Raw genomic sequence first — 26,160 nt, 5'->3', positions numbered from 1 at the left:
TCAGGCCTGAGCCTGACCCTCAGCCAGGAAGAACCAGGTTTCCAGCACGGTATCCGGGTTCAGCGACACGCTTTCGATGCCCTGCTCCATCAGCCACTTGGCGAGGTCCGGGTGGTCCGAAGGGCCCTGACCGCAGATGCCGATGTACTTGCCAGCCTTGTTGCACGCAGCAATCGCGTTGGCCAGCAGCTTCTTGACCGCCGGATTACGCTCGTCGAACAGGTGCGCAATGATCCCGGAGTCACGGTCCAGACCCAGTGTCAGCTGAGTCAGGTCGTTGGAGCCGATCGAGAAACCGTCGAAGAATTCGAGGAATTCTTCAGCCAGGATCGCGTTGGATGGCAGTTCGCACATCATGATCACGCGCAGACCGTTGTCGCCACGGGCCAGGCCGTTTTCGGCGAGCAGATCCACCACCTGGCTGGCTTCGCCGAGGGTACGGACGAACGGCACCATGATTTCGACGTTGGTCAGGCCCATCTCGTTGCGCACGCGTTTCAGCGCACGGCACTCGAGTTCGAAGCAGTCACGGAACGATTCGCTGATGTAACGCGAAGCGCCACGGAAGCCCAGCATCGGGTTCTCTTCTTCCGGCTCGTACAGTTTGCCGCCGATCAGGTTGGCGTACTCGTTGGACTTGAAGTCCGACAGACGCACGATGACCTTCTTCGGTGCGAACGCAGCGGCCAGGGTGCTGATGCCCTCAACCAATTTCTCGACATAGAAGCCGACCGGATCGTCGTAACCGGCGATGCGCTTGTCGACGCTTTCCTTGATGTCCTGCGGCAGGCCGTCGTAGTTCAACAGCGCTTTCGGGTGCACGCCGATCATGCGGTTGATGATGAATTCCAGACGGGCCAGGCCCACACCGGCGTTCGGCAGCTGTGCGAAGTCGAAGGCGCGGTCCGGGTTGCCGACGTTCATCATGATCTTGAACGGCAGCTCCGGCATGGCGTCGACGGAGTTCTTCTTGATGTCGAAGCCCAGTTCGCCTTCGAAGATGTAACCGGTGTCGCCTTCGGCGCAGGACACGGTCACGCCCTGGCCATCCTTCAGCAGTTGGGTGGCGTTGCCGCAACCGACAACAGCAGGAATACCCAGCTCACGAGCAATGATCGCCGCGTGGCAGGTACGGCCGCCACGGTTGGTGACGATGGCGCTGGCGCGCTTCATTACCGGTTCCCAGTCCGGGTCGGTCATGTCGGAAACCAGTACGTCGCCCGGCTGGACCTTGTCCATCTCGGAGACGTCCTTGATGATCCGCACCTTGCCGGCGCCGATGCGCTGGCCAATGGCACGGCCTTCCACCAGCACAGTGCCGGTTTCTTTCAGCAGGTAACGTTCCATGACGTTGGCCTGGGTGCGGCTCTTCACGGTTTCCGGACGGGCCTGCACGATGTACAGCTTGCCGTCGTCACCGTCCTTGGCCCACTCGATGTCCATCGGGCAGCCGTAGTGCTTCTCGATGATCATCGCCTGCTTGGCCAGCTCGCTGACTTCAGCGTCGGTCAGGCAGAAACGCGCACGTTCGGCCTTGTCGACATCAACGGTTTTCACGGAACGACCGGCCTTGGCCTCGTCGCCGTAGATCATCTTGATGGCTTTGCTGCCCAGGTTACGACGCAGGATCGCCGGGCGACCGGCTGCCAGCGTGCCCTTGTGGACATAGAATTCGTCCGGGTTCACCGCGCCTTGTACAACGGTTTCGCCAAGGCCGTAGGCGCCGGTGATGAACACCACGTCACGGAAGCCGGATTCGGTATCGAGGGTGAACATCACGCCAGCGGTGCCGGTTTCCGAACGCACCATGCGCTGCACGCCGGCCGACAGGGCGACCAGCTTGTGGTCGAAGCCCTGGTGCACGCGGTAGGAAATGGCACGGTCGTTGAACAGGGAAGCGAACACTTCCTTGGCCGCACGGATGACGTTTTCCACGCCACGGATGTTCAGGAAGGTTTCCTGCTGACCGGCGAACGAAGCGTCCGGCAAGTCTTCGGCGGTGGCGGAGGAACGCACGGCCACGGCCACGTCTGGATTACCGGCCGACAGCGCGGCGAACGCGGTGCGGATCTCGGCATTCAGTTTTTCAGGGAATTCGGCTTCCATGATCCATTGGCGGATCTGGGCGCCGGTCTTGGCCAGGGCATTGACGTCATCGACGTCCAGCGCATCGAGGGCCTTGTGGATCTGATCGTTCAGACCGCTCATTTCCAGGAAGTCGCGATAGGCTTGCGCCGTGGTGGCGAAGCCGCCGGGGACCGAAACACCGGCACCGGCCAGGTTACTGATCATCTCGCCCAGGGATGCGTTCTTGCCCCCCACATGCTCAACATCGTGTTTGCCGAGCTTATCGAGGGAAACTACGTACTCTACCAAGGTGATCTCTCCACTAACTGTGTTGGAAAAGCTCAGAAACCGGCGGCTCGGGGGAGCGTTGGCCGGCTGTATGGCCTGGACCTGGAAAATAAGTGAGAATGCGGGCCAATGGCGGCCGGCAAATCGCGCCTATCATATCCAAGATTCGTCACTAGCTTAAGGCCCAAGGTGCAAATGAAACGATCTGCTTTCTTTATCTCCGATGGCACCGGCATCACCGCCGAAACCCTGGGTCAAAGCCTTCTGGCGCAGTTCGAAAACATTACCTTCAGCAAATTCACGCGGCCATACATCGACAGCGTTGAAAAAGCGCGGGCCATGGTACAACAAATCAACAAAGCCGCTGAAACCGACGGTTTCCGGCCGATCATCTTCGACACCATCGTCAATCAGGACATTCGTGAGATTCTCGCAACCTCCAATGGTTTCATGATCGACATCTTCTCGACGTTCCTCGCCCCGCTCGAGCAGGAACTGACCGAGCATTCTTCCTACACGGTCGGCAAGTCCCACTCCATCGGTCACAACTCCAATTACATGGAGCGGATCGAGGCGGTGAACTTCGCCCTCGACAACGACGACGGCGCCCGCACGCACTATTACGACAAGGCCGACCTGATACTAGTGGGCGTGTCGCGTTGTGGTAAGACGCCGACGTGCCTGTACATGGCGATGCAGTTCGGCATCCGCGCGGCCAACTACCCGCTGACCGAAGACGACATGGAACGCCTGCAACTGCCGGCCGCCCTGCGCGCCCACCAGCACAAGCTGTTCGGCCTGACCATCGACCCGGACCGCCTTACCGCGATCCGCAACGAACGCAAGCCCAACAGCCGCTATTCGAGCTACGCCCAGTGCGAGTTCGAAGTGCGCGAAGTGGAAAACCTGTTCCGTCGCGAGAACATCCCGAACATCAACTCCACGCATTTCTCCGTTGAAGAAATCTCCGCGAAGATCCTCGTGGAAAAAGGCGTCGAGCGGCGCTTCAAATAGCGCTGCGGTGTCTGATCTGACGCCTTCGCGGGCAAGCCCGGCTCCCACAGGTGTCGTGGCGTTTGCAAAAATTGCATCCGACACAAACCCTGTGGGAGCGTGGCTTGCCCGCGAAGAACGATAACGCGGTCTCTCAGATAACAAACAAATCGACAAACCGGTTCACCGGCGTGGCCTCAAGCCGCGCCTGATCCTTGCACAGCGCAAGAACCTCCCCGCTGCGCTGCCCGGTGAACCGGGTGGCCAGATTTGCCCTGAACTTGTCCTCCAGCAATGGAATGCCTTCGGCTCGGCGCCGGCGATGCCCGATCGGGTATTCCACCACCACGTTTTCGGTGCTGGAACCGTCCTTGAAAAACACCTGCACCGCATTGGCAATCGAGCGTTTATCGGCCTCCAGGTATTCGCGGGTGAAACGCGGATCTTCGACGATGACCATTTTCTCGCGCAGCACATCGATGACCGGATGGGCCTTGTGGAAGTCGTCCTCATACTGCTCGGCCACCAGATTGCCGAACGCCAGCGGCACGGCGGTCATGTACTGGAGGCAGTGATCGCGATCGGCGGCGTTGGCCAGCGGCCCGACCTTGGAAATGATGCGGATCGCCGATTCGTGGGTGGTGATGACGATCCGGTCGATTTCATGCAGACGATTGCGCACCTGCGGATGCAGGGTCACGGCAGCTTCGCAAGCGGTTTGCGCGTGGAATTCTGCCGGGAAGCTGATCTTGAACAGCACGTTTTCCATCACGTAACTGCCGAACGTCCGCGAGAAGCTGAAGGCGCGCTTGTCTTCAGGCTTGAGCGCCAGATCGTTGTTGGTGTGGCTGAACAAAACGTCGTAAAAGCCCCATTGTCTGGCACTCAAGACGCCGGGAATCCCCATTTCGCCGCGCATCGCGATATCCGCCAGCCGCACGCCCCGGCTCGACGCATCCCCTGCCGCCCAGGATTTGCGCGAACCGGCGTTCGGCGCATGCCGGTACGTACGCAGTGCCTGACCGTCGGCAAACGCGTGGGACAACGCCGATAATAGCTGCTCACGATTGGCGCCCATCAGTTTGGCAGTCACTGCAGTCGAGGCGACTTTCACCAGAATGACGTGGTCGAGTCCTACGCGATTGAAGGAGTTTTCCAGCGCGATCACGCCTTGAATCTCGTGGGCCATGATCATGGCTTCGAGTACATCGCGCACGGTCAGCGGCGCTTCACCATTGGCCAGACGCTTTTGCGACAGGTGATCGGCCACCGCGAGAATCCCGCCGAGATTGTCCGACGGATGCCCCCATTCGGCGGCGAGCCAGGTGTCGTTGTAATCGAGCCAGCGCACGATGCAGCCGATGTCCCACGCGGCTTTGACCGGGTCGAGGCGCCAGGAGGTGCCGGGGACACGAGCGCCGAATGGGACAACGGTACCCTCTACAATCGGGCCAAGATGCTTGGTGCATTCGGGGAAACGCAGGGCCAGCAGGCCACAGCCGAGGGTGTCCATCAGGCAGTTGCGGGCGGTGTCGAGGGCTTCGGTGGATTCGATTTTGTAAGTGAGGACGTAATCGGCGATGTCCTGCAGGACACGGTCGTAGTCGGGGCGGTTGTTCAGGTCGACGTTGGCGCTCATGTTCGATTCACTCTTGAAAGTGGTTCGTTGATGGGACCTCGGTTCAGGCTGGGACTCTGAGGCTTACAGCCTTCTTATGGTTGGAATACGGCCAACTGTGGGAGCGAGCTTGCTCGCGATGGCGGTTTATCAGCCAACATCAATGCTGAATATCAGTCCGTCATCGTCGGAACGCCGCCCGGAGCAAGCTCGCTCCCACAGGTTTCGGGTGGCCTTAGAAGGAATCACCAGGCACGCGGACGAAGCCTTCCATGAGTACCCGCGCACTACGGCTCATGATCGCCTTCTTCACGACCCACTCACCGTTTTCCAGATTCGCCTCAGCGCCAACACGCAACGTCCCGGACGGATGCCCGAACCGCACAGCATTGCGTTCAACACCACCAGCCGCCAGATTCACCAAGGTGCCGGAGATCGCTGCTGCGGTGCCAATCGCCACCGCCGCCGTCCCCATCATCGCGTGGTGCAACTTGCCCATCGACAACGCCCGCACCAGCAAATCCACGTCGCCGGCAGCAATGGCTTTGCCGCTGGATGCCACGTAATCCGCAGGCTTGGCGACGAAGGCCACTTTCGGCGTGTGCTGACGCTTGGCCGCTTCATCCAGGTTGGAAATCAGCCCCATGCGCAACGCACCGTAAGCGCGGATGGTCTCAAACATCTGCAACGCTTTCGGATCGCTGTTGATCGCGCTCTGCAGCTCGGTGCCGGTGTAGCCGATGTCTTCGGCGTTGACGAAGATCGTCGGGATACCCGCGTTGATCATGGTCGCCTTGAACGTGCCGACACCCGGCACTTCCAGCTCATCGACCAAGTTGCCGGTGGGAAACATCGAGCCACCGCCGCCCTCTTCTTCCGCCGCCGGGTCCATGAACTCGACCTGGACTTCGGCGGCCGGGAAGGTCACGCCGTCGAGTTCGAAATCGCCGGTTTCCTGCACTTCACCGTTGGTGATCGGCACGTGGGCAATGATCGTTTTACCGATGTTGGCCTGCCACACGCGAACCACCGCCACGCCGTTGTGCGGAATGCGGCTGGCGTCCACCAGACCGTTGCTGATGGCGAACGAGCCGACAGCCGCCGACAAGTTGCCGCAGTTGCCGCTCCAGTCCACGAACGGTTTGTCGATCGACACCTGACCGAACAGGTAATCGACGTCGTGATCGGCCTTGATGCTTTTCGACAGGATCACGGTTTTGCTGGTGCTGGAGGTGGCGCCGCCCATGCCGTCGATCTGTTTGTCGTACGGGTCGGGGCTGCCGATTACCCGCAGCAATAGCGCGTCGCGGGTCGGGCCGGGAATCTGCGCGGCTTCGGGTAGATCCTTGAGGCTGAAAAACACGCCTTTGCTGGTGCCGCCTCGCATGTAGGTGGCGGGGATTTTGATCTGCGGTGCGTGAGCCATGGATGCTCCTTTAAAGCGGCCAAAGGACTCATCATCCTTTGGGCCCTTAAGTGATTTAAACGGCAACCGCCGACTCTTCGAGGAAGTCCTGAGCGAAGCGCTGCAACACGCCGCCAGCCTCGTAGATCGACACTTCTTCGGCGGTGTCGAGGCGGCAGGTCACCGGCACGTCGACACGCTCACCGTTCTTGCGATGGATCACCAGCGTCAGGTCGGCACGCGGCGTGCGCTCGCCGATCACGTCGTAGGTTTCGCTGCCGTCGATGCCCAGCGTCTTGCGGTCGGTGCCTGGTTTGAATTCCAGCGGCAACACGCCCATGCCCACCAGGTTGGTGCGGTGAATGCGTTCGAAACCTTCGGCGGCGATCGCTTCCACACCCGCCAGACGCACGCCTTTGGCCGCCCAGTCGCGGGACGAACCCTGACCGTAATCGGCGCCGGCGATGATGATCAGCGGCTGCTTGCGCTCCATGTAGGTTTCGATGGCTTCCCACATGCGCATCACTTGGCCTTCCGGCTCCACACGCGCCAGCGAACCCTGCTTGACCTTGCCGTTTTCCACGACCATTTCGTTGAACAGTTTCGGGTTGGCAAACGTCGCGCGCTGCGCGGTCAAATGGTCGCCCCTATGAGTCGCGTAAGAGTTGAAGTCCTCTTCCGGCAGGCCCATTTTCGCCAGGTATTCACCGGCGGCGCTGTCGAGCATGATCGCGTTGGACGGCGACAGGTGATCGGTGGTGATGTTATCCGGCAGCACCGCCAGCGGACGCATGCCCTTGAGCGGCCGCGCCCCGGCCAGCGCACCTTCCCAGTACGGCGGACGGCGGATGTAGGTGCTCATTTCGCGCCAGTCGTACAGCGGCGTGACTTTCGGGCCGGTGTCTTCATGGATGGCGAACATCGGGATGTAGACCTGACGGAACTGCTCGGGCTTGACCGAGGATTTCACCACGGCGTCGATTTCTTCGTCGTTCGGCCAGATGTCTTTCAGGCGGATTTCCTTGCCGTCGACCACGCCCAGCACGTCTTTTTCGATGTCGAAACGGATGGTGCCGGCAATTGCGTAGGCCACCACCAGCGGCGGCGAAGCGAGGAACGCCTGCTTGGCGTACGGGTGAATCCGGCCGTCGAAGTTGCGGTTACCGGACAGCACAGCGGTGGCGTACAGATCACGGTCGATGATCTCTTGCTGGATCACCGGATCCAGCGCGCCGGACATGCCGTTGCAGGTGGTGCAGGCGAAGGCGACGACGCCGAAACCGAGCTGCTCAAGCTCTGTGGTCAGACCTGCTTCATCGAGGTACAGCGCCACGGTTTTCGAGCCCGGCGCCAGCGACGACTTGACCCACGGTTTGCGGGCCAGCCCGAGCTTGTTGGCGTTGCGCGCCAGCAGGCCGGCGGCGATCACGTTGCGCGGGTTGCTGGTGTTGGTGCAACTGGTGATGGCGGCGATGATCACCGCGCCATCTGGCATTTGGCCGGGCACGTCTTCCCATTTCCCGGAGATGCCTTTGGCTGCCAGATCCGACACCGCCACGCGGGCGTGCGGGTTGCTCGGGCCGGCCATGTTGCGCACCACCGAGGACAGATCGAAGGTCAGGCCGCGCTCGTACTGCGCGCCTTTCAGGCTGTCAGCCCACAGGCCGATCTGCTTGGCATATTGCTCGACGAGCTGCACTTGCTGGTCTTCACGACCGGTCAGTTTCAGGTAGTCGATGGTCTGCTGGTCGATGTAGAACATCGCCGCCGTGGCGCCGTACTCCGGGGCCATGTTGGAGATGGTCGCGCGGTCGCCGAGGGTCAGCGCGGAAGCGCCTTCGCCGAAGAACTCCAGCCATGCGCCCACCACTTTCTGTTTGCGCAGGTACTCGGTCAGCGCCAGCACCATGTCGGTAGCGGTGATGCCCGGTTGCAGCTTGCCGGTCAATTCGACGCCGACGCTTTCCGGCAGGCGCATCCACGACGCGCGGCCGAGCATTACGCTCTCGGCTTCAAGCCCACCGACGCCGATGGCGATCACGCCCAGCGCATCGACGTGCGGGGTGTGGCTGTCGGTGCCGACGCAGGTGTCCGGGAATGCCACGCCGTCGCGCACCTGGATCACCGGAGACATTTTCTCCAGGTTGATCTGGTGCATGATGCCGTTGCCTGGCGGGATCACGTCGACGTTCTTGAACGCCTTCTTGGTCCAGTTGATGAAGTGGAAACGGTCTTCGTTGCGACGGTCTTCGATGGCGCGGTTCTTCTCGAACGCCTGGGCGTCAAACCCGCCCGCCTCCACTGCCAGCGAGTGGTCGACGATCAGTTGCGTCGGCACCACCGGGTTGACCTGCGCCGGATCGCCGCCCTGCTGGGCAATCGCGTCGCGCAGGCCGGCCAGATCCACCAGCGCGGTCTGGCCAAGAATGTCGTGGCACACCACGCGGGCCGGGAACCACGGGAAGTCGAGATCGCGTTTGCGCTCGATCAGTTGTTTCAGGGAATCGGTGAGCGTGGCCGGGTCGCAGCGACGCACGAGGTTTTCCGCCAGCACGCGAGAGGTGTACGGCAGGGTGTCGTAGCTGCCGGGCTGGATCGCATCGACAGCCGCGCGGACGTCGAAAAAGTCCAGCGGCGTGCCGGGCAGGTTCTTGCGAAATTCTGTGTTCATCGGTCAGGACTCGGTCACGGTGATAACAAAAAGGTGGGGCCTGGCACGGGTCTCAAGATTCACACAGCCCCTTGTGGGAGCGAGCTTGCTCGCGAAAGCGGACTGAAGTTCAACACTGATGTCGACTGATGTACCGCAATCGCGAGCAAGCTCGCTCCCACAGGGTGTATCGGTGTTCTCAAGCTCCGGGGCAGCCCACCATTCAGCGACGTTCGATTGGCACGAACTTGCGCTGTTCGACGCCGGTGTACTCGGCGCTTGGACGGATGATGCGGTTGTTGGCGCGCTGTTCGAACACGTGCGCTGCCCAGCCGGTGAGGCGCGAGCAGACGAAAATCGGGGTGAACAGCTTGGTCGGGATGCCCATGAAGTGGTACGCGGAGGCATGGTAGAAGTCGGCGTTGGGGAACAGTTTCTTTTGCTCCCACATGGTCTTGTCGATGGCTTCCGAAACCGCAAACAACACCTTGTCGCCCACTTCGTCGGCGAGTTTTTTCGACCAGCCCTTGATCACCTCGTTGCGCGGATCGCTGTCCTTATAGATCGCGTGGCCGAAGCCCATGATCTTGTCCTTGCGTTCGAGCATGCCGAGGGTGCCCTTGATCGCCTCTTCCGGCGACGAGAAGCGCTCGATCATTTCCATCGCCGCTTCGTTGGCGCCGCCGTGCAGCGGGCCGCGCAGCGAACCGATGGCTGCCGTGACACAGGAATACAGGTCGGACAGGGTCGAAGCGCACACCCGAGCAGTGAAGGTCGAGGCGTTGAATTCGTGCTCGGCGTAGAGGATCAGCGACACGTTCATCACTTTGACGTGCAGTTCGCTCGGCTTCTTGTCATGCAGCAGGTGCAGGAAGTGGCCGCCGATGGATTTCTCGTCCGTCACGCAATTGATGCGTTTGCCGTCGTGGCTGAAGCGATACCAGTAGCACATGATCGCCGGGAACGCGGCCAGCAGGCGGTCGGTCTTGTCGCGTTGCTCGGAGAAGTCTTTCTCCGGCTCGATGTTGCCCAGGAACGAGCAACCGGTGCGCATCACGTCCATCGGGTGGGCGTCGGCGGGGATGCGTTCCAGCACTTCTTTCAGCGCTTGCGGCAGGTCGCGCAGCTTGCTGAGTTTGTTCTGGTAGTCGGCGAGCTGTGCCTTGGTCGGCAGCTCCCCGTAGAGCAGCAGGTACGCCACTTCTTCAAATTGTGCATCTGCTGCCAGTTCGCGTACGTCGTAGCCGCGATAGGTCAGCCCGGCACCGGCCTGGCCCACGGTGGACAGTGCGGTTTGCCCGGCAACCTGGCCCCGGAGTCCGGCGCCACTGAGTACTTTTGCTTCGGCCATTGTTGTCTCCAATCTTCTTGAATTTGTATGGAAAACATGTGGGAGCGAGCCTGCTCGCGAAGGTGGCTGGAACACCTCGGCACATCAGGAACACCGCGTTATCGTTAACGCCCATCGCGAGCAGGCTCGCTCCCACAGGGGTTTTATTCAGCCTTTCTTTTGTGCAAACAACGCGTCGAGTTTCTGCTCGAAGGTGTGGTAATCGATGCGATCGTAGAGCTCCATGCGAGTCTGCATGGTGTCGATGACATTCTGCTGGGTGCCGTCGCGGCGGATCGCGGTGTAGACGTTTTCCGCCGCCTTGTTCATCGCGCGGAACGCTGACAGCGGGTACAGCACCAGCGACACATCGGCTCCCGCAAGCTGCTCGGTGGTGTACAGCGGCGTCGAGCCGAATTCGGTGATGTTGGCCAGGATCGGCGCTTTCACGCGGCTGGCGAACAGTTTGTACATCTCGAGTTCAGTGATGGCTTCCGGGAAGATCATGTCGGCGCCGGCCTCGATGCACGCGGCGGCGCGATCCAGTGCCGATTCCAGGCCTTCAACGGCCAGCGCGTCGGTGCGCGCCATGATCACGAAGCTGTCGTCGGTGCGGGCATCGACGGCAGCCTTGATGCGGTCGACCATTTCCTGCTGGGTCACGATCTCTTTGTTCGGACGGTGGCCGCAGCGCTTGGCGCCAACCTGGTCTTCAATGTGGATCGCCGCCGCGCCGAACTTGATCATCGATTTGACGGTGCGGGCCACGTTGAACGCCGAGGCGCCAAAACCGGTGTCCACGTCCACCAGCAGCGGCAGGTCGCAGACGTCGGTGATGCGGCGCACGTCGGTCAGCACGTCATCCAGGCCGGTGATGCCCAGGTCCGGCACGCCGAGGGAGCCGGCGGCCACCCCGCCACCCGACAGGTAGATCGCCTTGAAACCGGCGCGCTTGGCCAGCAGCGCGTGGTTGGCGTTGATCGCGCCGACCACTTGCAGCGGATGTTCGCTGGCGACCGCATCGCGGAAACGCTGGCCTGGAGTGCTCTTGTTGGAACTCATGACTCACCTCGTTCAGTGGCTGTCTTATTGTCGGCGCCGTCCTGGTAGTGACGGGCGATGTTGCGTTTCGAGGCGCCGATGTGACGGCGCATCAACAATTCCGCGAGCTCGCCGTCACGGTCGGCGATGGCATCGAGAATCCGGTGGTGTTCGGCAAAGGCCTGGCGCGGGCGGTTGGGCGTGGTGGAAAACTGGATGCGGTACATGCGCACCAGTTGATAGAGCTCGCCGCAGAGCATTTGTGTGAGGGTGCGGTTGCCGCTGCCCTGGATGATCCGGTAGTGAAAGTCGAAATCGCCTTCCTGCTGGTAGTAGCCGACGCCGGCCTGAAACGCCGCATCGCGTTCATGGGTTTCCAGCACCCGGCGCAGTTCGTCGATTTCTTCGACGCTCATGCGTTCGGCCGCCAGACGGCAGGCCATGCCTTCGAGGGATTCGCGGATTTCGTAGAGCTCGAGCAATTCGGCGTGGCTCAGCGACACCACCCGCGCACCGACGTGCGGTACGCGCACCAGCAGGCGCTGGCCTTCCAGACGATGGATCGCCTCGCGCAGCGGCCCGCGGCTGATACCGTAGGTGCGCGCCAGTTCCGGCTCGGAGATCTTGCTGCCCGGGGCGATCTCGCCTTTGACGATGGCCGCCTGGATGCGCCGGAAGACGTTTTCCGAGAGCGTCTCGGAATCGTCGCCGTTGATCACCGGGGGATCGAGTTGATCCAGCATATTGTCGACACCTTCAAATCCAATGCGGCAAAAACTAGCGAATCAGCCTGCATCAGTCAAAGGATAAATAAGGATTGTCGACAATCGTCTAATAAGCCCTCGTATCAGCCCCAAGGGTTATAGACCGCCCCCGGCGCTGGCGCCATAAAACCACCGTGCTAGAATGCCGCCCGCATTTGCGAGTCATTTGCACGGCTTGTCATAAAAAGCTGATAGGCACACGAAGGCGCATGGGCAGACGGGATTTCCTGATGCCATGGCCCTGAACCGAGAACGGAACGCTGCTCGCCAGGATTTATGAGACTCAAGCCCTTCCCCACATTCTTTGCACTGTTTTGCCTGCCCGGCCTCGCCGCGGCGGGGGAAAAGACCGTGTACGGCCTCAACGAATACGCTGCCCTCGACGGGATCAACCTGGAAGTGGCGGCGAAACTCGACACCGGGGCGAAAACCGCCTCCCTGAGCGCCCGCGACATCAAACGCTTCAAACGCAACGGCGAGTCCTGGGTACGTTTCTACCTGGCCATCGACGCCGCGCATTCGCACCCGATCGAACGGCCGCTGGCCCGGGTCAGCAAGATCAAGCGCCGCGCCGGCGACTACGACCCGGAAGAAGGCAAGAAGTACACCGCCCGCCCGGTGATCGAGCTGGACATCTGCATGGGTTCGGCAATGCGCAGCATCGAAGTGAACCTGACCGACCGTAGTGCGTTCCAATACCCGCTTTTGATCGGCTCCGAGGCGCTGAAACGCTTCGATGCGCTGGTCGATCCCAGTCTTAAATACGCTGCCGGCAAACCCGCCTGCGCCATCGCCGCTCATACCGCCGAGTAATTTCCATGCGTTCTCTAACCTTCCACCTGAAAGTCCTGATCACCATCCTGGTGTTGCTGGGCGTTTCGGTTACGGCCTATCAGATTTTCGTGCTCGGCATTCCGGTGACCGAAGACGCCACCGACGACTTGTGGAACATCGACGCCAAGGTCGAGTTCGTCGCCAGCACCAAGGATCCGGTGAAGATCCAGATGTTCGTGCCGCCCCTGAGCCGCGATTACGTCAGCCTCAATGAAAGCTTCATCTCCAACAATTACGGCGTGGCGGTCAACCGCGTCGACGGCAACCGCAAGGTCACCTGGTCGGCGCGCCGGGCCAAGGGCAACCAGACCCTTTATTACCGCCTGGTGCTGACCAAGCGTTACACCGCCGAGAAAACCAAGATCAAAGGCCCGACCTTCCGCGACAGCATGGCCATCGAAGGCCCGGAAAAGATCGCCGCCGAAGCCCTGCTTGCCCCGATCCGCCAGCACTCGGCCGACGTCGAGACCTTCATTGGCGAGGCGATCAAACGCGTCAACAACGTCAACGACGACAACGTGAAACTGCTGCTGGCCGGCGATCCGTCGACGCCGCACAAAGCCAAAATCGTCGAACTGCTGCTGTCCATCGCCCACGTGCCGGTGGAAAAAGTCCACACCATCCGCCTCGTCGCCGATCAACCGCAAACCCCGGAACTGTGGCTGCGCAGTTTCAACGGCACCGACTGGCTGTATTTCAACCCGGAAACCGGTGAACAAGGCCTGCCGACCGACCGCCTGCTGTGGTGGAGCGGTGATGAAAACCTGATCACCGTCGACGGCGGCAAGAAAGCCAACGTGACCTTCAGCCTGAACAACAGCGAGATGAACGCGATTCGTCTGGCCAAGCTGACCGACGAAAACACCGACGCCAACTTCCTCGAATACTCGCTGTACGGCCTGCCGCTGCAAACCCAGCAGACCTTCATGATCATGGTGATGATCCCGATCGGCGTGCTGGTGATCCTGATCCTGCGCAACCTGATCGGCCTGCAGACCCTCGGCACGTTCACGCCGGTGCTGATCGCCCTGGCCTTCCGCGAGACGCAGCTGGGCTTCGGCATCCTGCTGTTTACCGTGATCACCGCGCTTGGCTTATCGCTGCGCTCGTACCTGGAACACCTGAAGCTGCAAATGCTGCCGCGCCTGTCGGTGGTACTGACCTTCGTGGTGGTGCTGATCGCGGCGATCAGCCTGTTCAGTCACAAGCTCGGTCTGGAGCGCGGTCTGTCGGTAGCGCTGTTCCCGATGGTGATTCTGACCATGACCATCGAACGACTGTCGATCACCTGGGAAGAACGCGGCGCCAGCCACGCCATGAAAGTGGCGATCGGCACGCTGTTCGCGGCGTCCTTGGCGCACCTGATCATGACCGTTCCGGAGCTGGTGTACTTCGTGTTCACCTTCCCGGCGATCCTGCTGATCCTGGTGGGCTTCATGCTGGCCATGGGTCGCTATCGCGGCTACCGCCTGACTGAACTCGTGCGCTTCAAGGCTTTCCTGAAGAAGGCTGACGCCTGATGTTCGGTTTCTGGAAGACCTGGAAGGCCCTGGAGGCTCGGGGCATCATGGGCATCAATCGGCGGAACGCCGACTACGTGCTCAAGTACAACAAGCGCAGCCTGTACCCGATCGTCGATGACAAGATCATCACCAAGGAACGCGCGATCAAGGCCGGCATTCACGTGCCGGAACTGTATGGCGTGATTTCCACGGAGAAGGAAATCGACAAGCTCGGCGAGATCATCGGCGGGCGCAACGACTTCGTGATCAAGCCGGCCCAGGGCGCCGGCGGTGACGGCATCATCGTGGTCGCCGACCGTTTCGAGGGTCGCTATCGCACGGTGTCGGGCAAGATCATTGCCCACGAAGAGCTGGAGCATCATATCTCCAGCATTCTCACCGGCCTGTATTCGCTGGGCGGCCACCGCGACCGGGCGCTGATCGAATACCGGGTGACCCCGGACCAGATCTTCAAGAGCATCAGCTACGAAGGCGTGCCGGACATCCGCATCATCGTGCTGATGGGCTACCCGGTGATGGCGATGCTGCGCCTGCCGACCCGTCAGTCCGGCGGCAAGGCCAACCTGCACCAGGGCGCCATCGGCGTCGGCGTCGACCTGGCCACCGGCCTGACCCTGCGCGGCACCTGGCTGAACAACATCATCACCAAACACCCGGACACCACCAACGCGGTAGACGGCGTGCAACTGCCCTACTGGGACGGTTTCATGAAGCTCGCGGCCGGTTGTTATGAGCTGTGTGGTTTGGGTTACATCGGTGTGGACATGGTGCTGGACCAGGAGAAAGGCCCGCTGATTCTCGAACTGAATGCGCGGCCGGGGTTAAATATCCAGATTGCCAATGATTGCGGGCTGACGTTGCGTACCCATGCGGTGGAAGCGCATCTGGAAGAGCTCAAGGCGCGCGGGGTGACGGAGTCGGTTGAAGAGCGGGTGGCGTTTGCTCAGGAGTTGTTTGGGCACATTCCGGCGGTCGAGGGCTGAGTCGCACTACCTGCCCCCGATCTGCCAATCCCCGACATCCCCTCTAGGAGCAATTCCCGGAGGGGACTACAATCCCCACCCCGCCTCGATGGCCGATCTGCCCCGCCCATGTTGACCTGTTCCGTACACCCGCTGCCCTACCGCGCCAACCCCGCCGACTATTTCGCGGCCGTCCGCCATGCGCCCGGCGCCGTGCTGCTCGACAGCGGCCGGCCGAGTGCCGACCGTGGCCGTTATGACTTGCTCAGTGCCTGGCCGCTGGAACAACTGGCGGTATTGCCGGACGAGCGCGGGGAAGATTTCCTGCAACGTCTGCGGGACAATCTGACCCGCTTGGGCGACGCGCAATTGCCCGACGGTTACGAATTGCCCTTCGCCGGCGGCCTGATCGGTTACCTGAGCTACGACTTCGGCCGGCATCTGGAAAATCTGCCAAGTCAGGCCCGGGATGATCTGCAATTGCCCGATGCGCGTTTTGGTCTGTACGACTGGGCGTTGATAAGTGATCACCAAACGGCAACCAGCCAACTGGTGTTCCACCCTTCGGTCAGCGCCAGCGAGAAACAACGGCTGATCGACCTATTCAGCCAGCCGTTGGGCACGCAACTGACCCCGTTCAAGCTGAACAGCCCGATGGCAGCCGATCTCTCGGCCAATGAATACCGTCAGGCATTCGAGCGCATCCAGCATTACATCCAGGCCGGCGACTGCTATCAGGTCAACTTCGCTCAGCGTTTCCGCGCGCCGTGCCAGGGTGATCCATGGCTGGCCTACTGCAAACTGCGTGAAGCATGCCCGACGCCGTTTTCCGGGTTCCAGAGCCTGCCCGACGGCAACGCGGTACTGAGCCTGTCGCCCGAGCGTTTCGTCAAAGTCAGTCAGCGTCAGGTGGAAACCCGCCCGATCAAGGGCACCCGCCCCCGTGGCGCGACCCCGGCCGAAGACGCGGCGAACGCCGCCGAACTGCTGGCCAGCCCCAAGGATCGCGCGGAAAACCTGATGATCGTCGACCTGCTGCGCAACGATCTGGGCCGCACCTGCCGCATCGGCTCGGTGCGGGTGCCGGAGTTGTTCAGTCTGGAAAGCTATCCGAACGTGCATCACCTGGTCAGCAGCGTGACCGGCGAACTGGCGGAAGATCGCGACGCCCTGGACCTGATCGCCGGCAGCTTCCCCGGCGGCTCGATCACCGGCGCACCGAAGATTCGTGCGATGCAGATCATCGACGAACTGGAACCGACCCGACGTGGGTTGTATTGCGGTTCGTTGCTGTATCTGGATGTGCGCGGCGAGATGGACAGCTCCATCGCCATTCGCAGTCTGCTGGTGAAGGATGGCCAGGTGTGCTGCTGGGGCGGTGGCGGGATTGTGGCCGATTCGGACTGGCAGGCGGAGTATCAGGAGTCGATTACCAAAGTCAGAGTCCTGCTCGAAACCCTGCAAAACCTTTAACCGCCGATCATTCCCACGCAGAGCGTGGGAACGATCATCAAAGGGTTACAGGGACAGGTCGCGATTCGAGGCTTTGAGGAATTCCTGCTTCAACTCGGCAAACGTATGCACCGCCGGAAACTGCGGGAACTCGCGAATCACGTTATCCGGCGCATGGAACAGAATCCCCGCATCCGCTTCACCCAGCATGCTGGTGTCGTTGTAGGAATCCCCCGCCGCAATCACCCGGTAATACAGGCTCTTGAAGGCCAGGACCGACTGACGTTTCGGATCTTTCTGACGCAACTGGTAGCTCGTCACCTGCCCGCTGTCATCGGTAATCAGTCGGTGGCAGAGCAAGGTCGGAAAGCCCAGCTGACGCATCAGCGGCTGGGAAAATTCATAAAAGGTATCCGACAGAATCACCACCTGAAACCGCTCGCGTAGCCAGTTGACGAACTCCACCGCGCCGTCCAGCGGCTTGAGGGTGGCGATCACTTCCTGAATGTCCGAAAGCTTCAGGCCATGCTCGTCGAGGATGCGCAGGCGCTGTTTCATCAGCACGTCGTAGTCGGGAATGTCCCGGGTGGTGGCCTTGAGCGATTCGATTCCGGTTTTTTCGGCGAAGGCAATCCAGATTTCCGGCACCAGCACCCCTTCAAGATCAAGACAGGCGATTTCCACAAGACACTCCCGTTTGTAATGTTTATTGAGTCGAGCGAGCCCGAACTCTAGCGGCTCGACCTGGAGCGCGCAACGCAGAGGCCGCCCCGGCGGGCGTTGCTTTTTGTTAACATCGCCGCCATATAGAGCGCCCAGCGCCACCGACCTGTAGGAAGCAGCCCTGATGAGCCCAACGTTCGACGTCGTGGAACTCGCCACGACCTATGCCAACAAATCCGCGCAGGACATCCTCAAACTCGCGTTCGCCGAGTTCGGCGATGACCTGTGGATATCTTTCAGCGGCGCCGAGGATGTGGTGCTGGTGGACATGGCCTGGAAGCTGAACAAGAACGTCAAGGTGTTCAGTCTCGACACCGGCCGCCTGCATCCGGAAACCTACCGCTTCATCGATCAGGTGCGCGAGCACTACAAGATCGACATCGAACTGGTCTCGCCGGACTACACGAAACTTGAACCGTTCGTGAAGGAAAAAGGCCTGTTCAGCTTCTACAAGGACGGTCATGGCGAATGCTGCGGGATCCGCAAGATCGAGCCGCTGCGCCGCAAACTCTCCGACGTAAAGGCCTGGGCCACCGGCCAGCGCCGCGACCAGAGCCCAGGCACCCGCAGTGCCGTGGCGGTGATGGAAATCGATACAGCGTTCTCCACCCCGGAGCGCACCCTGTACAAGTTCAACCCGCTGGCACAGATGACCAGCGAGGAAATCTGGGGCTACATCCGCATGCTGGAGCTGCCGTACAACAGCCTTCACGAGCGCGGTTTCATCAGCATCGGTTGCGAACCGTGCACCCGCCCTGTCCTGCCGAACCAGCACGAACGCGAAGGTCGCTGGTGGTGGGAAGAAGCGACCCAGAAAGAATGCGGTTTGCATGCGGGGAATATCATCAGCAAGGCATAACTCCCTGATGCCCCGTGGGAGCAAGTCTGCTCCCATAGTGTTCTCCAGCCGTCTTGAAAAATGTGTACACACGAATGTCACCATCGGTGCCATTTATGTGTGCACTTTTCGTTTCTGCGCCCTGAAAAGTTACATCACGCTGCAAAATCACTCCCTTCCGGCGCCCATCAAAATCCCTCCCGAAAAATAAATACCTGTTCGAACGGTCAATTTATATCGTCTGTATTTCAGCGACTTAGTGCTCATCAATAACTTTTCGAAATCAGCGGTGGTTTTCATAGATCGCCGGCTGGCACAGATCTGGCTTATGTGCATACATGTTTTGTATACAAAACCGCAAAACATGAACCCACACTTTCGATCCGCAAGCCTGAAGCGCCCTATCCCGTACAGGCTGCAGATGCCCCGTAACCAGTGATGTTTCACGGCCGCGACGAAGATCTGCCGAGCCCGAGCGCTCATGCACAGTCATCGTGGTCCGAACATCAGGAGCCTGCCGGAATGCGTACGAGTCTCTCCAATAACAACATCGCGCTGAATCTGCCCGCCTCTTCACCCCTCGACCACAGCGTGCCCGGTGACTGCATCGCCGAACCGCTGCAACTGAGCCCGCGCCTGCACAACAGTGACCTCGCACCAACCAAGGTCGAAGGACGGCGCTGGGGCAAATACAGCATCTTTGCCCTGTGGACCAACGATGTGCACAACATCGCCAACTACTCGTTTGCCATCGGTCTGTACGCCCTGGGCCTGGGCGGCTGGCAGATTCTGCTGTCGCTGGGGATCGGCGCGGCGCTGGTGTACTTCTTCATGAACCTGTCCGGCTACATGGGGCAGAAAACCGGGGTGCCGTTTCCGGTCATCAGCCGGATCAGTTTCGGTATTCACGGGGCGCAAATTCCTGCATTGATCCGGGCGGTGATCGCCATCGCCTGGTTCGGGATTCAGACGTACCTGGCGTCGGTGGTGTTTCGCGTGTTGCTCACGGCGATCCACCCCGGTTTCGCTGACTACGACCACAACTCGATCCTCGGCCTGTCGAGCCTGGGCTGGGTATGTTTCGTGGCGATCTGGTTCGTACAACTGGGGATTCTGGCCTACGGCATGGAAATGGTTCGTCGCTACGAAGCGTTCGCCGGGCCAGTGATTCTGCTGACCGTCGCCTGCCTCGCCGCATGGATGTACACCCAGGCCAACGCGACCATCGCCTGGTCGATCCGCGAACCGCTGACCGGCGGCGAGATGTGGCGCAACATCTTTGCCGGCGGCGCCTTGTGGCTGGCGATCTACGGCACGCTGATCCTCAACTTCTGCGACTTCGCCCGCTCCTCGCCGTGCCGCAAGACGATCAAGATCGGAAATTTCTGGGGCCTGCCGGTCAATATTCTGGTGTTCGCCGGGATCACTGTCCTGCTGTGCGGTGCGCAATTTCAGATCAACGGCCGGATCATCGAAAGCCCGACCGAAATCATTGCGTCGATTCCCAACACGTTCTTTCTGGTGCTCGGTTGCCTGGCCTTTCTGATCGTCACCGTGGCGGTGAATATCATGGCCAACTTCGTCGCCCCGGCCTTCGTGCTCAGCAACCTGGCGCCTAAATACCTGACCTTCCGCCGCGCCGGGCTGATCAGCGCCACCATCGCCGTGCTGATCCTGCCGTGGAATCTCTACAACAGCCCGCTGGTGATCGTGTATTTCCTGTCCGGCCTCGGCGCCCTGCTCGGCCCGTTGTACGGCGTGATCATGGTCGACTACTGGCTGATCCGCAAAGGCCGGATCCACGTGCCGCAGCTGTACAGCGAAAACCCCAACGGCGCGTATTACTACAGCCGCGGGGTCAACCTGCGGGCCGTGGCGGCGTTCATTCCGGCCGCGTTGATCGCGATCGTCCTGGCACTGGTGCCGGGCTTCCACAGCGTTTCGCCGTTCTCCTGGCTGATCGGCGCCGGCATTGCCGGGATGCTCTATCTGATCATCGCCAAACGCCAACCGCACTACGCCGATGTCGACGGTGAAGCCATCGCCGTCGACAACGTCAGCCACTGAATCTTTTGGCGGCCCCTCGCGGGGCCGCAGAACTAACCGTAATAAGGACTTCCCATGCGAATTCTCGTGGTCAACGTCAACACCACCGAATCCATCACCCAGGCCATCGCCCGCTCGGCACAGGCTGTGGCTTCCCCCGGCACCGAGATTGTCGGCCTGACGCCGCATTTCGGCGCCGATTCAGTCGAAGGCAATTTCGAAAGTTACCTGGCCGCCATCGCCGTGATGGACCGGGTGATGTCCTACGACCAGCCGTTCGACGCGGTGATTCAGGCCGGCTACGGCGAACACGGTCGCGAAGGATTGCAGGAATTGCTCAACGTGCCGGTGGTGGACATCACCGACGCGGCGGCCAGCACCGCGATGTTCCTCGGCCATGCCTACTCGGTGGTCACTACGCTGGATCGCACCGTGCCGTTGATTGAGGATCGGCTGAAACTCTCCGGTCTTTGGGATCGCTGCGCCTCTGTACGCGCCAGTGGCCTGGCGGTTCTGGAGCTGGAACACGAACCGCAACGGGCGCTGGAAGCGATCGTGCATCAGGCGGAACTCGCGGTGACTCAGGATAAAGCCGAAGTGATCTGCCTCGGCTGCGGCGGCATGGCCGGGCTCGACGAGAAGATCCGTCAGCGCACCGGAGTGCCGGTGGTGGATGGCGTCACGGCCGCCGTGACCATCGCCGAATCGCTGGTGCGACTGGGCCTGTCGACCTCCAAGGTGCGCACGTATGCGACCCCACGGCCAAAAAACATCATCGGCTGGCCAGCACGGTTTGCGCGTTGAAACGTTCGGCGAGGCCCAGGGTTGAAAACTGCTCGATGACGAAATCGACGAACGCCCGGGTCTTGCCCGGCAGCAGTTTGTGTTCGGCGTAATAGATGGAGATGTTGCCGTCGTCGACGTACCAGTCAGGCAAGACTCGCTGCAACGTTCCCGCCTCCAGGTAGCCAACCGCGAAGGGCATACTCACCAGCGCAATCCCCAACCCCTGCGCCGCCGTGGCGCAGGCCGCTTCGGAATCGCTCATGGTCATTCGCGCCTTGAGGGTCAGCGGGCTGTGTTGCCGGGTGCGATGCGTCAACTGCCAGGAGCGCACGCGACCGGTTTGCGGTGAGCGGATCAGGATTCCGTCGTGCAGCTTAAGGTCGTCCGGTTCGCTGATCGGCGCGTATCGATCCAGATAATCCGTGGAAGCCACCAACACCCGATGCGCCGGCGTCAGCCTGCGCGCCACCACGCCTTGGGGCAGTTCGAAGCCACCGCCAATCGCCGCATCGAAACCCTGGCCGATCAGATCGACCTGGCGGTTATCGAAGTGCCAGTCCGGGTTGATCGCCGGAAACCTTTTCAGGAACTCCCCCAGCAACGGCACGATGTACAAGCGGCCGAACACCGTGCCCATGCTGACTTTCAGCGTGCCGGCCGGTTGGCCGCCGGCGCTGGCCAGATTGTTCACGGCATTCTGGATGGTGGTGAGGCTGCCGCTGACCTCACTCAGAAACAATTGCCCCGCTTCCGTCAGGGTCAACCGACGGGTGCTACGCTGGAACAGCCTCACGCCGAGGCGCGCTTCCAGTTTCGCCACGCTTTTACCCACGGCGGCCGGTGTCAGGCTCAGGCGTCGCGCGGCCTCGGCAAAGCTGCCGACTTCGGCGCTGCGCACGAAGCATTCGATACTACTGAAGGTTTCCATGGCCGCCACTCTAAACTTTTGGTTTACACAGACTATAGCAACCACGGTCTACTCGCCTGGTGGCGAGGGGCAGATACTCGACACCACACCAAGGCAGCCTGCCTTGAAACTTCTGGAGATCGAACATGACCACTCAAAACCTCAGCGGTAAAGTCGCTCTGATTCAAGGCGGCTCTCGCGGCATCGGTGCCGCCATCGTCAAACGCCTGGCCGCTGAAGGCGCCGCGGTTGCCTTTACCTATGTCAGCTCGGCCGCCAAGGCTGAAGAACTGCAAAACAGCATCACCGCCACCGGCGGCAAAGCCCTGGCGATCAAGGCCGACAGCGCCGACGCCGGTGCCATCCGCCACGCCGTAAGCGCCACTGTCGAAACCTTTGGCCGCCTCGACATTCTGGTCAACAACGCCGGCGTGCTGGCCGTCGCACCGCTGGAAGACTTCAAACTGGAAGACTTCGACCAGACCCTGGCAATCAACGTGCGCAGCGTGTTCATCGCCAGCCAGGAAGCCGCCAAACACATGGGCGAAGGCTCCCGCATCATCAACATCGGCAGCACCAACGCCGACCGCATGCCCTTCGCCGGTGGCGGCGTGTATGCGATGAGCAAATCCGCACTGGTGGGCCTGACCAAAGGCCTGGCCCGTGACCTCGGCCCACGCGGCATCACCATCAACAACGTACAGCCAGGCCCAGTCGATACCGATATGAACCCGGCTCATGGCGAGTTCGCTGACAGCCTGATCCCGCTGATGGCGGTGGGTCGCTACGGTAAAGCCGAGGAAATCGCCAGCTTCGTTGCCTACCTGGCAAGCCCGGAGGCCGGTTACATCACCGGTGCGAGCCTGACCATCGACGGTGGTTTCGGCGTCTGATTTATCGGATTGTCGATAACGAAAAACGCCGCCCCTCCTTTGACAGAGGGGCGGCGTTTTTTTGTTCGCAATTTGATCAGGCCCAGTCGAGCGCCGGCAATCCGCATGCACTCGGCGTGAACGCCTTCAACGTACGAAGAATCCCGTCGGCGTGTGCGTATTTTTCATCGGCCATGGCGGCATCGGGAATGGCGATGGCAGTCATACCGGCTGCTTTCGCTGCCGTCACGCCGAATGGCGAATCTTCGAACACCAGACAATCTTCCGGCGCTACACCCAGACGACGCGCGGCGGTGAGGAAGATGTCCGGCGCAGGCTTGGCGGCGCCGACTTCCGGGTCGTCAGCGGTGACGATGAAGTCGAACAACGCGAACCAGTCGCGGTGCAACGTGGTTTTCTGACCGAACGACTGACGCGACGAACTGGTGCCAACCGCAATCGGAATATTGTGCGCCTTGAGGTGGCGGATCAGTTCCTCGGCGCCCGGCATCGCTTGCGCGGTGGGAAAACGCTCGCGCATCAGCGGCTCGCGGATCACCAGAAATTCTTCGGCGGTGATCGGCAGGTCCAGCGCCTCGACCACATAACGCGCCAGATCGCCGGCACCACGGCCGATGATGTTCTGCTTGATGCTCCAGTCGAAGGTGCGACCGTAACGCTCGGCAATCAGCGAGGTGACCTCGGTGTAGATGCCCTCGGTGTCCAGCAGCAAACCGTCCATATCGAAAATCACGGCCTTGATCGGGCCGAACGCCTTCAGCGGTGCATTCATCATCGGATCCGTTATCAAAGACATCCCGGGCGGCGTGGATAGCGCCGCTGCTCGGATCTGATTAAAGGGTTCAGCAGCATAACGAGCGCGGCCGAGGTTGAGCAACGGGCAATGTCGGTTGTCCGCCGAACGCCCTCCCGCACATTTAGAGAATCGCCCTACAGACATCGCCTACTCGGCTGACTTCTTTACTGTTTGATCCCCCGCAAAGTTTCGCGCCATTCCCCTGATGCGCGCGAGTGACTGCGAATGCTTCCATCTGACCAACTCCTGAAACTGAACAACAGCATTGGTTTGCTGGTGGTCGCTGCGCTGAACCCTGATCAGCCCGACGTCGAAAAGCTGTTTAAGGAGTTTCGCCTCTGTCTCAATAACTATGACGCCTGGGCCGAGCAATTCTGGACGGGCACCGCGCTGGGTGTCGAGCAAGTGTTCCAGGTCGGCAACGATGTCCGGCTCAGTGCACCGGTTGCCAGCCGCAAACCCATCAGTTCCTCCGTGGCCATGTGTTCCGCCAGCGGCTCCCTGACGCTGGTGCACATGTTCGAAGCCGCGCGGTTCGTGCCGATCGGTGATACGCCGGTGATCCTTGAGCCGGTCATTTCCGATGTCGACGGTGTTTTGGGGTTCGGCGAACCGCAGCGTTACACCATTGGCCCCAGCGGCATTCTCAAGGTCGACGATTGCGACCGGGGCCAGCGTTATCGCATCACCTTCTTTCCCGATGTTTCTACCGCGCATATCCAGACGTTGTATGCCTCGTATCAGGGTCTTCTTGAGGGGCTGGAAGGCTGGCTGCGTGAGGAGTGGAAAGGGTTTCAACCGCAGTGGACGGAGTTTTCCGGCGCCGGTTTCACCGAGCGTTACGGGCAGTTGCAACGGGCTGACTGGCTCGGTTTCGAATCCGCGCTGAATGGTGTCTGGGATGACGTGAAGCAACTGTTTGCACTGCTCGCCGACTTGCAGGCCAACAGCGAAAAACTTCTGCAGTACCTGTCCGCCGCTGAGCTGGAAGCCTTGCTCGAGGCTTCTACCGAGGCCATCGCCAATGGCTTGCTGATGCTCAGCGACGAGCCGTTGCTGTTCATTCATCTGGCGGCGTTCACCAGTTGGCTGAAGATGCTGCCGCCGCAGTATCTGGCCGAGGTGGTGGCTGAAGTCCGGGCCGAATTGCTGGTCAGTTTTCTGCTGATGTGCGTGTCGGGTGGCATGGGTGTGCCGCTGCGGTTGAGCACCAAGGTACTGGGCAAGATCAAGTCGCCGCGTGCGCGGGAATGGCTGGCGGCGTCGGCGATTCGGTTGGCGGAGCTGACCTCGGCGCCTGACCTGACCCGACATGCGAGCGCTTTGAAACCGCTGATGGTCAATGCAGGTCCGGCACCGTTGCGGCCGACACCGGCTGTCCCGCTGGAGGTTCGCACGGCGGATGCGCTGCAACTGACGGTGCCCAATCCGGCGGCCATTGCCCGCGACAAGTCCCATGGCATGACGCGAATGGAGCGGCATGAGCCTCGCGATGATGCTTCGGATCAGGCGAAAAATCCCAACGGTGACAGTGCCGATTGTGCGCCGCGGACCTGCACCAATGGCTGTCCGGTGTCGATGGTCACCGGCGAAGAGTTGTTGACGCTGACCGATGGCGTGCTCGATGGGCTGCTGCCGTTCGAGTTCAGCCGGTTGTACCGCAGCAGTGCGGCCGAGATCGATGTCGGGTTGGGGTTTGGTTGGAGCCATTCGCTGGCGCATCGGCTGGAGGTTGATGGCGCTGCGGTGGTCTGGGTTGACCATGAGAACCGGCGCACGCGGTTTCCGTTGCCGAGCGTTGAGCGGCCGGCGATTCACAACAGTTTGTCGCGGGCGGCGATCTTTCTGGGGGATGAGCCGGAGGAGCTGATTGTTGCGCTGGCGGGTGAGGCGGCGCGGTTTTATCACTTTCGGGCTGGGCGTCTGACTGCAGTTAGCGATGCCTACGGCAATCGTCTGAAGGTGCATCGGGATTTTTCCGACCGGATTCAGCGGCTGGATAACGGCGCCGGTCGTTCCTTGTTGCTGCGCTACGAGCGGGCGCATCTGGTCGCGGTCGACTATCAGGTTTGGCGCGATGCGGCCTGGCGTACCGAGCAGACGCTGGTCAGCTACCGCTTTGATGCCCGTCATCGACTGATCGAGGCGGCGAACGCGGTCGGCGAAAGCGAGCGTTACGACTACGACGACCGGCACGTCATCCTGCAACGGCAACTGAGCGGTGGCGCGAGCTTCTTCTGGGAG

The 26,160-nt window shown here is 61.0% G+C and carries 20 protein-coding genes; 10 read left to right on the top strand and 10 right to left on the bottom strand.

Going from position 1 to position 26,160, the window contains the following annotated elements; all coding sequences use genetic code 11:
* On the bottom strand, positions 1–2,376 hold the full coding sequence (gene ppsA, locus N8H71_RS27155) for a phosphoenolpyruvate synthase (RefSeq protein ID WP_262196363.1): 2,376 nt from the start codon (positions 2,374–2,376) through the stop codon (positions 1–3).
* Positions 2,377–2,550: 174 nt separating this feature from the next.
* On the opposite strand from ppsA, the gene ppsR reads away from it, so the two are divergent.
* Positions 2,551–3,369 carry a posphoenolpyruvate synthetase regulatory kinase/phosphorylase PpsR gene (gene ppsR, locus N8H71_RS27150; protein ID WP_007951980.1) on the top strand — a complete coding sequence of 273 codons (819 nt, stop codon included), beginning with the start codon at positions 2,551–2,553 and terminating at the stop codon, positions 3,367–3,369.
* 133 nt (positions 3,370–3,502) lie between these two features.
* Here the strand turns inward: ppsR and prpD are convergent, their stop codons facing one another.
* The 6 genes from prpD to N8H71_RS27120 all read right to left on the bottom strand — a co-directional run bounded on the left by prpD (position 3,503) and on the right by N8H71_RS27120 (position 12,132).
* Positions 3,503–4,987, bottom strand: a complete 1,485-nt coding sequence (prpD, locus tag N8H71_RS27145) for a 2-methylcitrate dehydratase (protein ID WP_262196362.1) — start codon at positions 4,985–4,987, stop codon at positions 3,503–3,505.
* Between the two features lie 214 nt (positions 4,988–5,201).
* On the bottom strand, positions 5,202–6,392 hold the full coding sequence (gene prpF, locus N8H71_RS27140; protein ID WP_262196361.1) for a 2-methylaconitate cis-trans isomerase PrpF: 1,191 nt from the start codon (positions 6,390–6,392) through the stop codon (positions 5,202–5,204).
* A 55-nt stretch (positions 6,393–6,447) separates the two neighbouring features.
* Positions 6,448–9,042 carry a Fe/S-dependent 2-methylisocitrate dehydratase AcnD gene (gene acnD, locus N8H71_RS27135; protein ID WP_262196360.1) on the bottom strand — a complete coding sequence of 865 codons (2,595 nt, stop codon included), beginning with the start codon at positions 9,040–9,042 and terminating at the stop codon, positions 6,448–6,450.
* Positions 9,043–9,244: 202 nt separating this feature from the next.
* Entirely contained in the window at positions 9,245–10,372 is a 1,128-nt protein-coding gene (gene prpC, locus N8H71_RS27130) for a bifunctional 2-methylcitrate synthase/citrate synthase (protein ID WP_262196359.1), read from the bottom strand.
* A gap of 147 nt (positions 10,373–10,519) precedes the next feature.
* Complete coding sequence (prpB, locus tag N8H71_RS27125; RefSeq protein ID WP_262196358.1) at positions 10,520–11,413, bottom strand: methylisocitrate lyase; 894 nt, start codon at positions 11,411–11,413, stop codon at positions 10,520–10,522.
* On the bottom strand, positions 11,410–12,132 hold the full coding sequence (locus N8H71_RS27120; RefSeq protein WP_173892848.1) for a GntR family transcriptional regulator: 723 nt from the start codon (positions 12,130–12,132) through the stop codon (positions 11,410–11,412). Before N8H71_RS27120 ends, prpB begins: the two co-directional genes overlap by 4 nt.
* 300 nt (positions 12,133–12,432) lie before the next feature.
* Here N8H71_RS27120 and N8H71_RS27115 point away from each other — a divergent pair, with 300 nt between their 5' ends.
* From N8H71_RS27115 to pabB, 4 genes are all read left to right on the top strand, one after another.
* Positions 12,433–12,969 carry an ATP-dependent zinc protease family protein gene (locus tag N8H71_RS27115; protein WP_011333239.1) on the top strand — a complete coding sequence of 179 codons (537 nt, stop codon included), beginning with the start codon at positions 12,433–12,435 and terminating at the stop codon, positions 12,967–12,969.
* Between the two features lie 5 nt (positions 12,970–12,974).
* Positions 12,975–14,510: an inactive transglutaminase family protein gene (locus N8H71_RS27110; protein WP_007951967.1), complete on the top strand. Its 1,536-nt coding sequence runs from the start codon at positions 12,975–12,977 to the stop codon at positions 14,508–14,510.
* Positions 14,510–15,496 (top strand): alpha-L-glutamate ligase-like protein, encoded by a 987-nt coding sequence (locus N8H71_RS27105; protein ID WP_007951965.1) that lies wholly within the window; start codon positions 14,510–14,512, stop codon positions 15,494–15,496. The genes N8H71_RS27110 and N8H71_RS27105 overlap by 1 nt, the downstream gene beginning before the upstream one ends.
* 108 nt (positions 15,497–15,604) lie before the next feature.
* Positions 15,605–16,948 carry an aminodeoxychorismate synthase component I gene (gene pabB / locus N8H71_RS27100; protein ID WP_262196357.1) on the top strand — a complete coding sequence of 448 codons (1,344 nt, stop codon included), beginning with the start codon at positions 15,605–15,607 and terminating at the stop codon, positions 16,946–16,948.
* 45 nt (positions 16,949–16,993) lie between these two features.
* On the opposite strand, the gene thrH is transcribed toward pabB, so the two are convergent.
* Positions 16,994–17,611: a bifunctional phosphoserine phosphatase/homoserine phosphotransferase ThrH gene (thrH, locus tag N8H71_RS27095; RefSeq protein ID WP_262196356.1), complete on the bottom strand. Its 618-nt coding sequence runs from the start codon at positions 17,609–17,611 to the stop codon at positions 16,994–16,996.
* 163 nt (positions 17,612–17,774) lie between these two features.
* On the opposite strand from thrH, the gene N8H71_RS27090 reads away from it, so the two are divergent.
* The 3 genes from N8H71_RS27090 (at position 17,775) to N8H71_RS27080 (ending at position 21,338) form a co-directional block, all read left to right on the top strand.
* The gene (locus N8H71_RS27090) at positions 17,775–18,509 is read left to right on the top strand and encodes a phosphoadenylyl-sulfate reductase (RefSeq protein WP_039769972.1); all 735 of its coding nucleotides are present in this window, start codon (positions 17,775–17,777) and stop codon (positions 18,507–18,509) included.
* Between the two features lie 501 nt (positions 18,510–19,010).
* Positions 19,011–20,555, top strand: a complete 1,545-nt coding sequence (locus N8H71_RS27085; protein WP_262196355.1) for an NCS1 family nucleobase:cation symporter-1 — start codon at positions 19,011–19,013, stop codon at positions 20,553–20,555.
* A 54-nt stretch (positions 20,556–20,609) separates the two neighbouring features.
* Complete coding sequence (locus N8H71_RS27080) at positions 20,610–21,338, top strand: aspartate/glutamate racemase family protein (RefSeq protein WP_262196354.1); 729 nt, start codon at positions 20,610–20,612, stop codon at positions 21,336–21,338.
* Here the strand turns inward: N8H71_RS27080 and N8H71_RS27075 are convergent.
* The gene (locus N8H71_RS27075; RefSeq protein ID WP_262196353.1) at positions 21,307–22,248 is read right to left on the bottom strand and encodes a LysR family transcriptional regulator; all 942 of its coding nucleotides are present in this window, start codon (positions 22,246–22,248) and stop codon (positions 21,307–21,309) included. The genes N8H71_RS27080 and N8H71_RS27075 overlap by 32 nt on opposite strands.
* Positions 22,249–22,373: 125 nt before the next feature.
* On the opposite strand from N8H71_RS27075, the gene N8H71_RS27070 reads away from it, so the two are divergent.
* Positions 22,374–23,120 carry a 3-oxoacyl-ACP reductase family protein gene (locus N8H71_RS27070; RefSeq protein WP_262196352.1) on the top strand — a complete coding sequence of 249 codons (747 nt, stop codon included), beginning with the start codon at positions 22,374–22,376 and terminating at the stop codon, positions 23,118–23,120.
* A 76-nt stretch (positions 23,121–23,196) separates the two neighbouring features.
* Here N8H71_RS27070 and N8H71_RS27065 read toward each other — a convergent pair whose 3' ends face one another.
* On the bottom strand, positions 23,197–23,892 hold the full coding sequence (locus N8H71_RS27065; RefSeq protein ID WP_007960113.1) for an HAD-IA family hydrolase: 696 nt from the start codon (positions 23,890–23,892) through the stop codon (positions 23,197–23,199).
* 249 nt (positions 23,893–24,141) lie between these two features.
* On the opposite strand from N8H71_RS27065, the gene N8H71_RS27060 reads away from it, so the two are divergent.
* Positions 24,142–26,160, top strand: a 2,019-nt coding sequence (locus N8H71_RS27060; RefSeq protein ID WP_262196351.1) for a DUF6531 domain-containing protein, incomplete at its 3' end; no start/stop codon positions are given.

It is taken from the genome of Pseudomonas koreensis, from assembly GCF_025447595.1.
In the GTDB taxonomy this organism is placed as follows: Bacteria; Pseudomonadota; Gammaproteobacteria; order Pseudomonadales; family Pseudomonadaceae; genus Aquipseudomonas; species Aquipseudomonas koreensis_H.
This window is presented reverse-complemented; position numbering and strand designations above follow the sequence as displayed.

What these genes read in the sequence shown, in the direction of transcription:
- N8H71_RS27075 (WP_262196353.1), bottom strand. Translation starts at nt 22,248, where the DNA reads ATGGAAACCTTCAGTAGTATCGAATGCTTCGTGCGCAGCGCCGAAGTC.
- acnD (WP_262196360.1), bottom strand. Translation starts at nt 9,042, where the DNA reads ATGAACACAGAATTTCGCAAGAACCTGCCCGGCACGCCGCTGGACTTT.
- prpC (WP_262196359.1), bottom strand. Translation starts at nt 10,372, where the DNA reads ATGGCCGAAGCAAAAGTACTCAGTGGCGCCGGACTCCGGGGCCAGGTT.
- N8H71_RS27115 (WP_011333239.1), top strand. Translation starts at nt 12,433, where the DNA reads ATGAGACTCAAGCCCTTCCCCACATTCTTTGCACTGTTTTGCCTGCCC.
- N8H71_RS27110 (WP_007951967.1), top strand. Translation starts at nt 12,975, where the DNA reads ATGCGTTCTCTAACCTTCCACCTGAAAGTCCTGATCACCATCCTGGTG.
- N8H71_RS27070 (WP_262196352.1), top strand. Translation starts at nt 22,374, where the DNA reads ATGACCACTCAAAACCTCAGCGGTAAAGTCGCTCTGATTCAAGGCGGC.
- pabB (WP_262196357.1), top strand. Translation starts at nt 15,605, where the DNA reads ATGTTGACCTGTTCCGTACACCCGCTGCCCTACCGCGCCAACCCCGCC.
- N8H71_RS27080 (WP_262196354.1), top strand. Translation starts at nt 20,610, where the DNA reads ATGCGAATTCTCGTGGTCAACGTCAACACCACCGAATCCATCACCCAG.
- N8H71_RS27085 (WP_262196355.1), top strand. Translation starts at nt 19,011, where the DNA reads ATGCGTACGAGTCTCTCCAATAACAACATCGCGCTGAATCTGCCCGCC.
- N8H71_RS27090 (WP_039769972.1), top strand. Translation starts at nt 17,775, where the DNA reads ATGAGCCCAACGTTCGACGTCGTGGAACTCGCCACGACCTATGCCAAC.
- ppsR (WP_007951980.1), top strand. Translation starts at nt 2,551, where the DNA reads ATGAAACGATCTGCTTTCTTTATCTCCGATGGCACCGGCATCACCGCC.
- prpB (WP_262196358.1), bottom strand. Translation starts at nt 11,413, where the DNA reads ATGAGTTCCAACAAGAGCACTCCAGGCCAGCGTTTCCGCGATGCGGTC.
- N8H71_RS27105 (WP_007951965.1), top strand. Translation starts at nt 14,510, where the DNA reads ATGTTCGGTTTCTGGAAGACCTGGAAGGCCCTGGAGGCTCGGGGCATC.
- N8H71_RS27065 (WP_007960113.1), bottom strand. Translation starts at nt 23,892, where the DNA reads ATGAATGCACCGCTGAAGGCGTTCGGCCCGATCAAGGCCGTGATTTTC.
- prpD (WP_262196362.1), bottom strand. Translation starts at nt 4,987, where the DNA reads ATGAGCGCCAACGTCGACCTGAACAACCGCCCCGACTACGACCGTGTC.
- prpF (WP_262196361.1), bottom strand. Translation starts at nt 6,392, where the DNA reads ATGGCTCACGCACCGCAGATCAAAATCCCCGCCACCTACATGCGAGGC.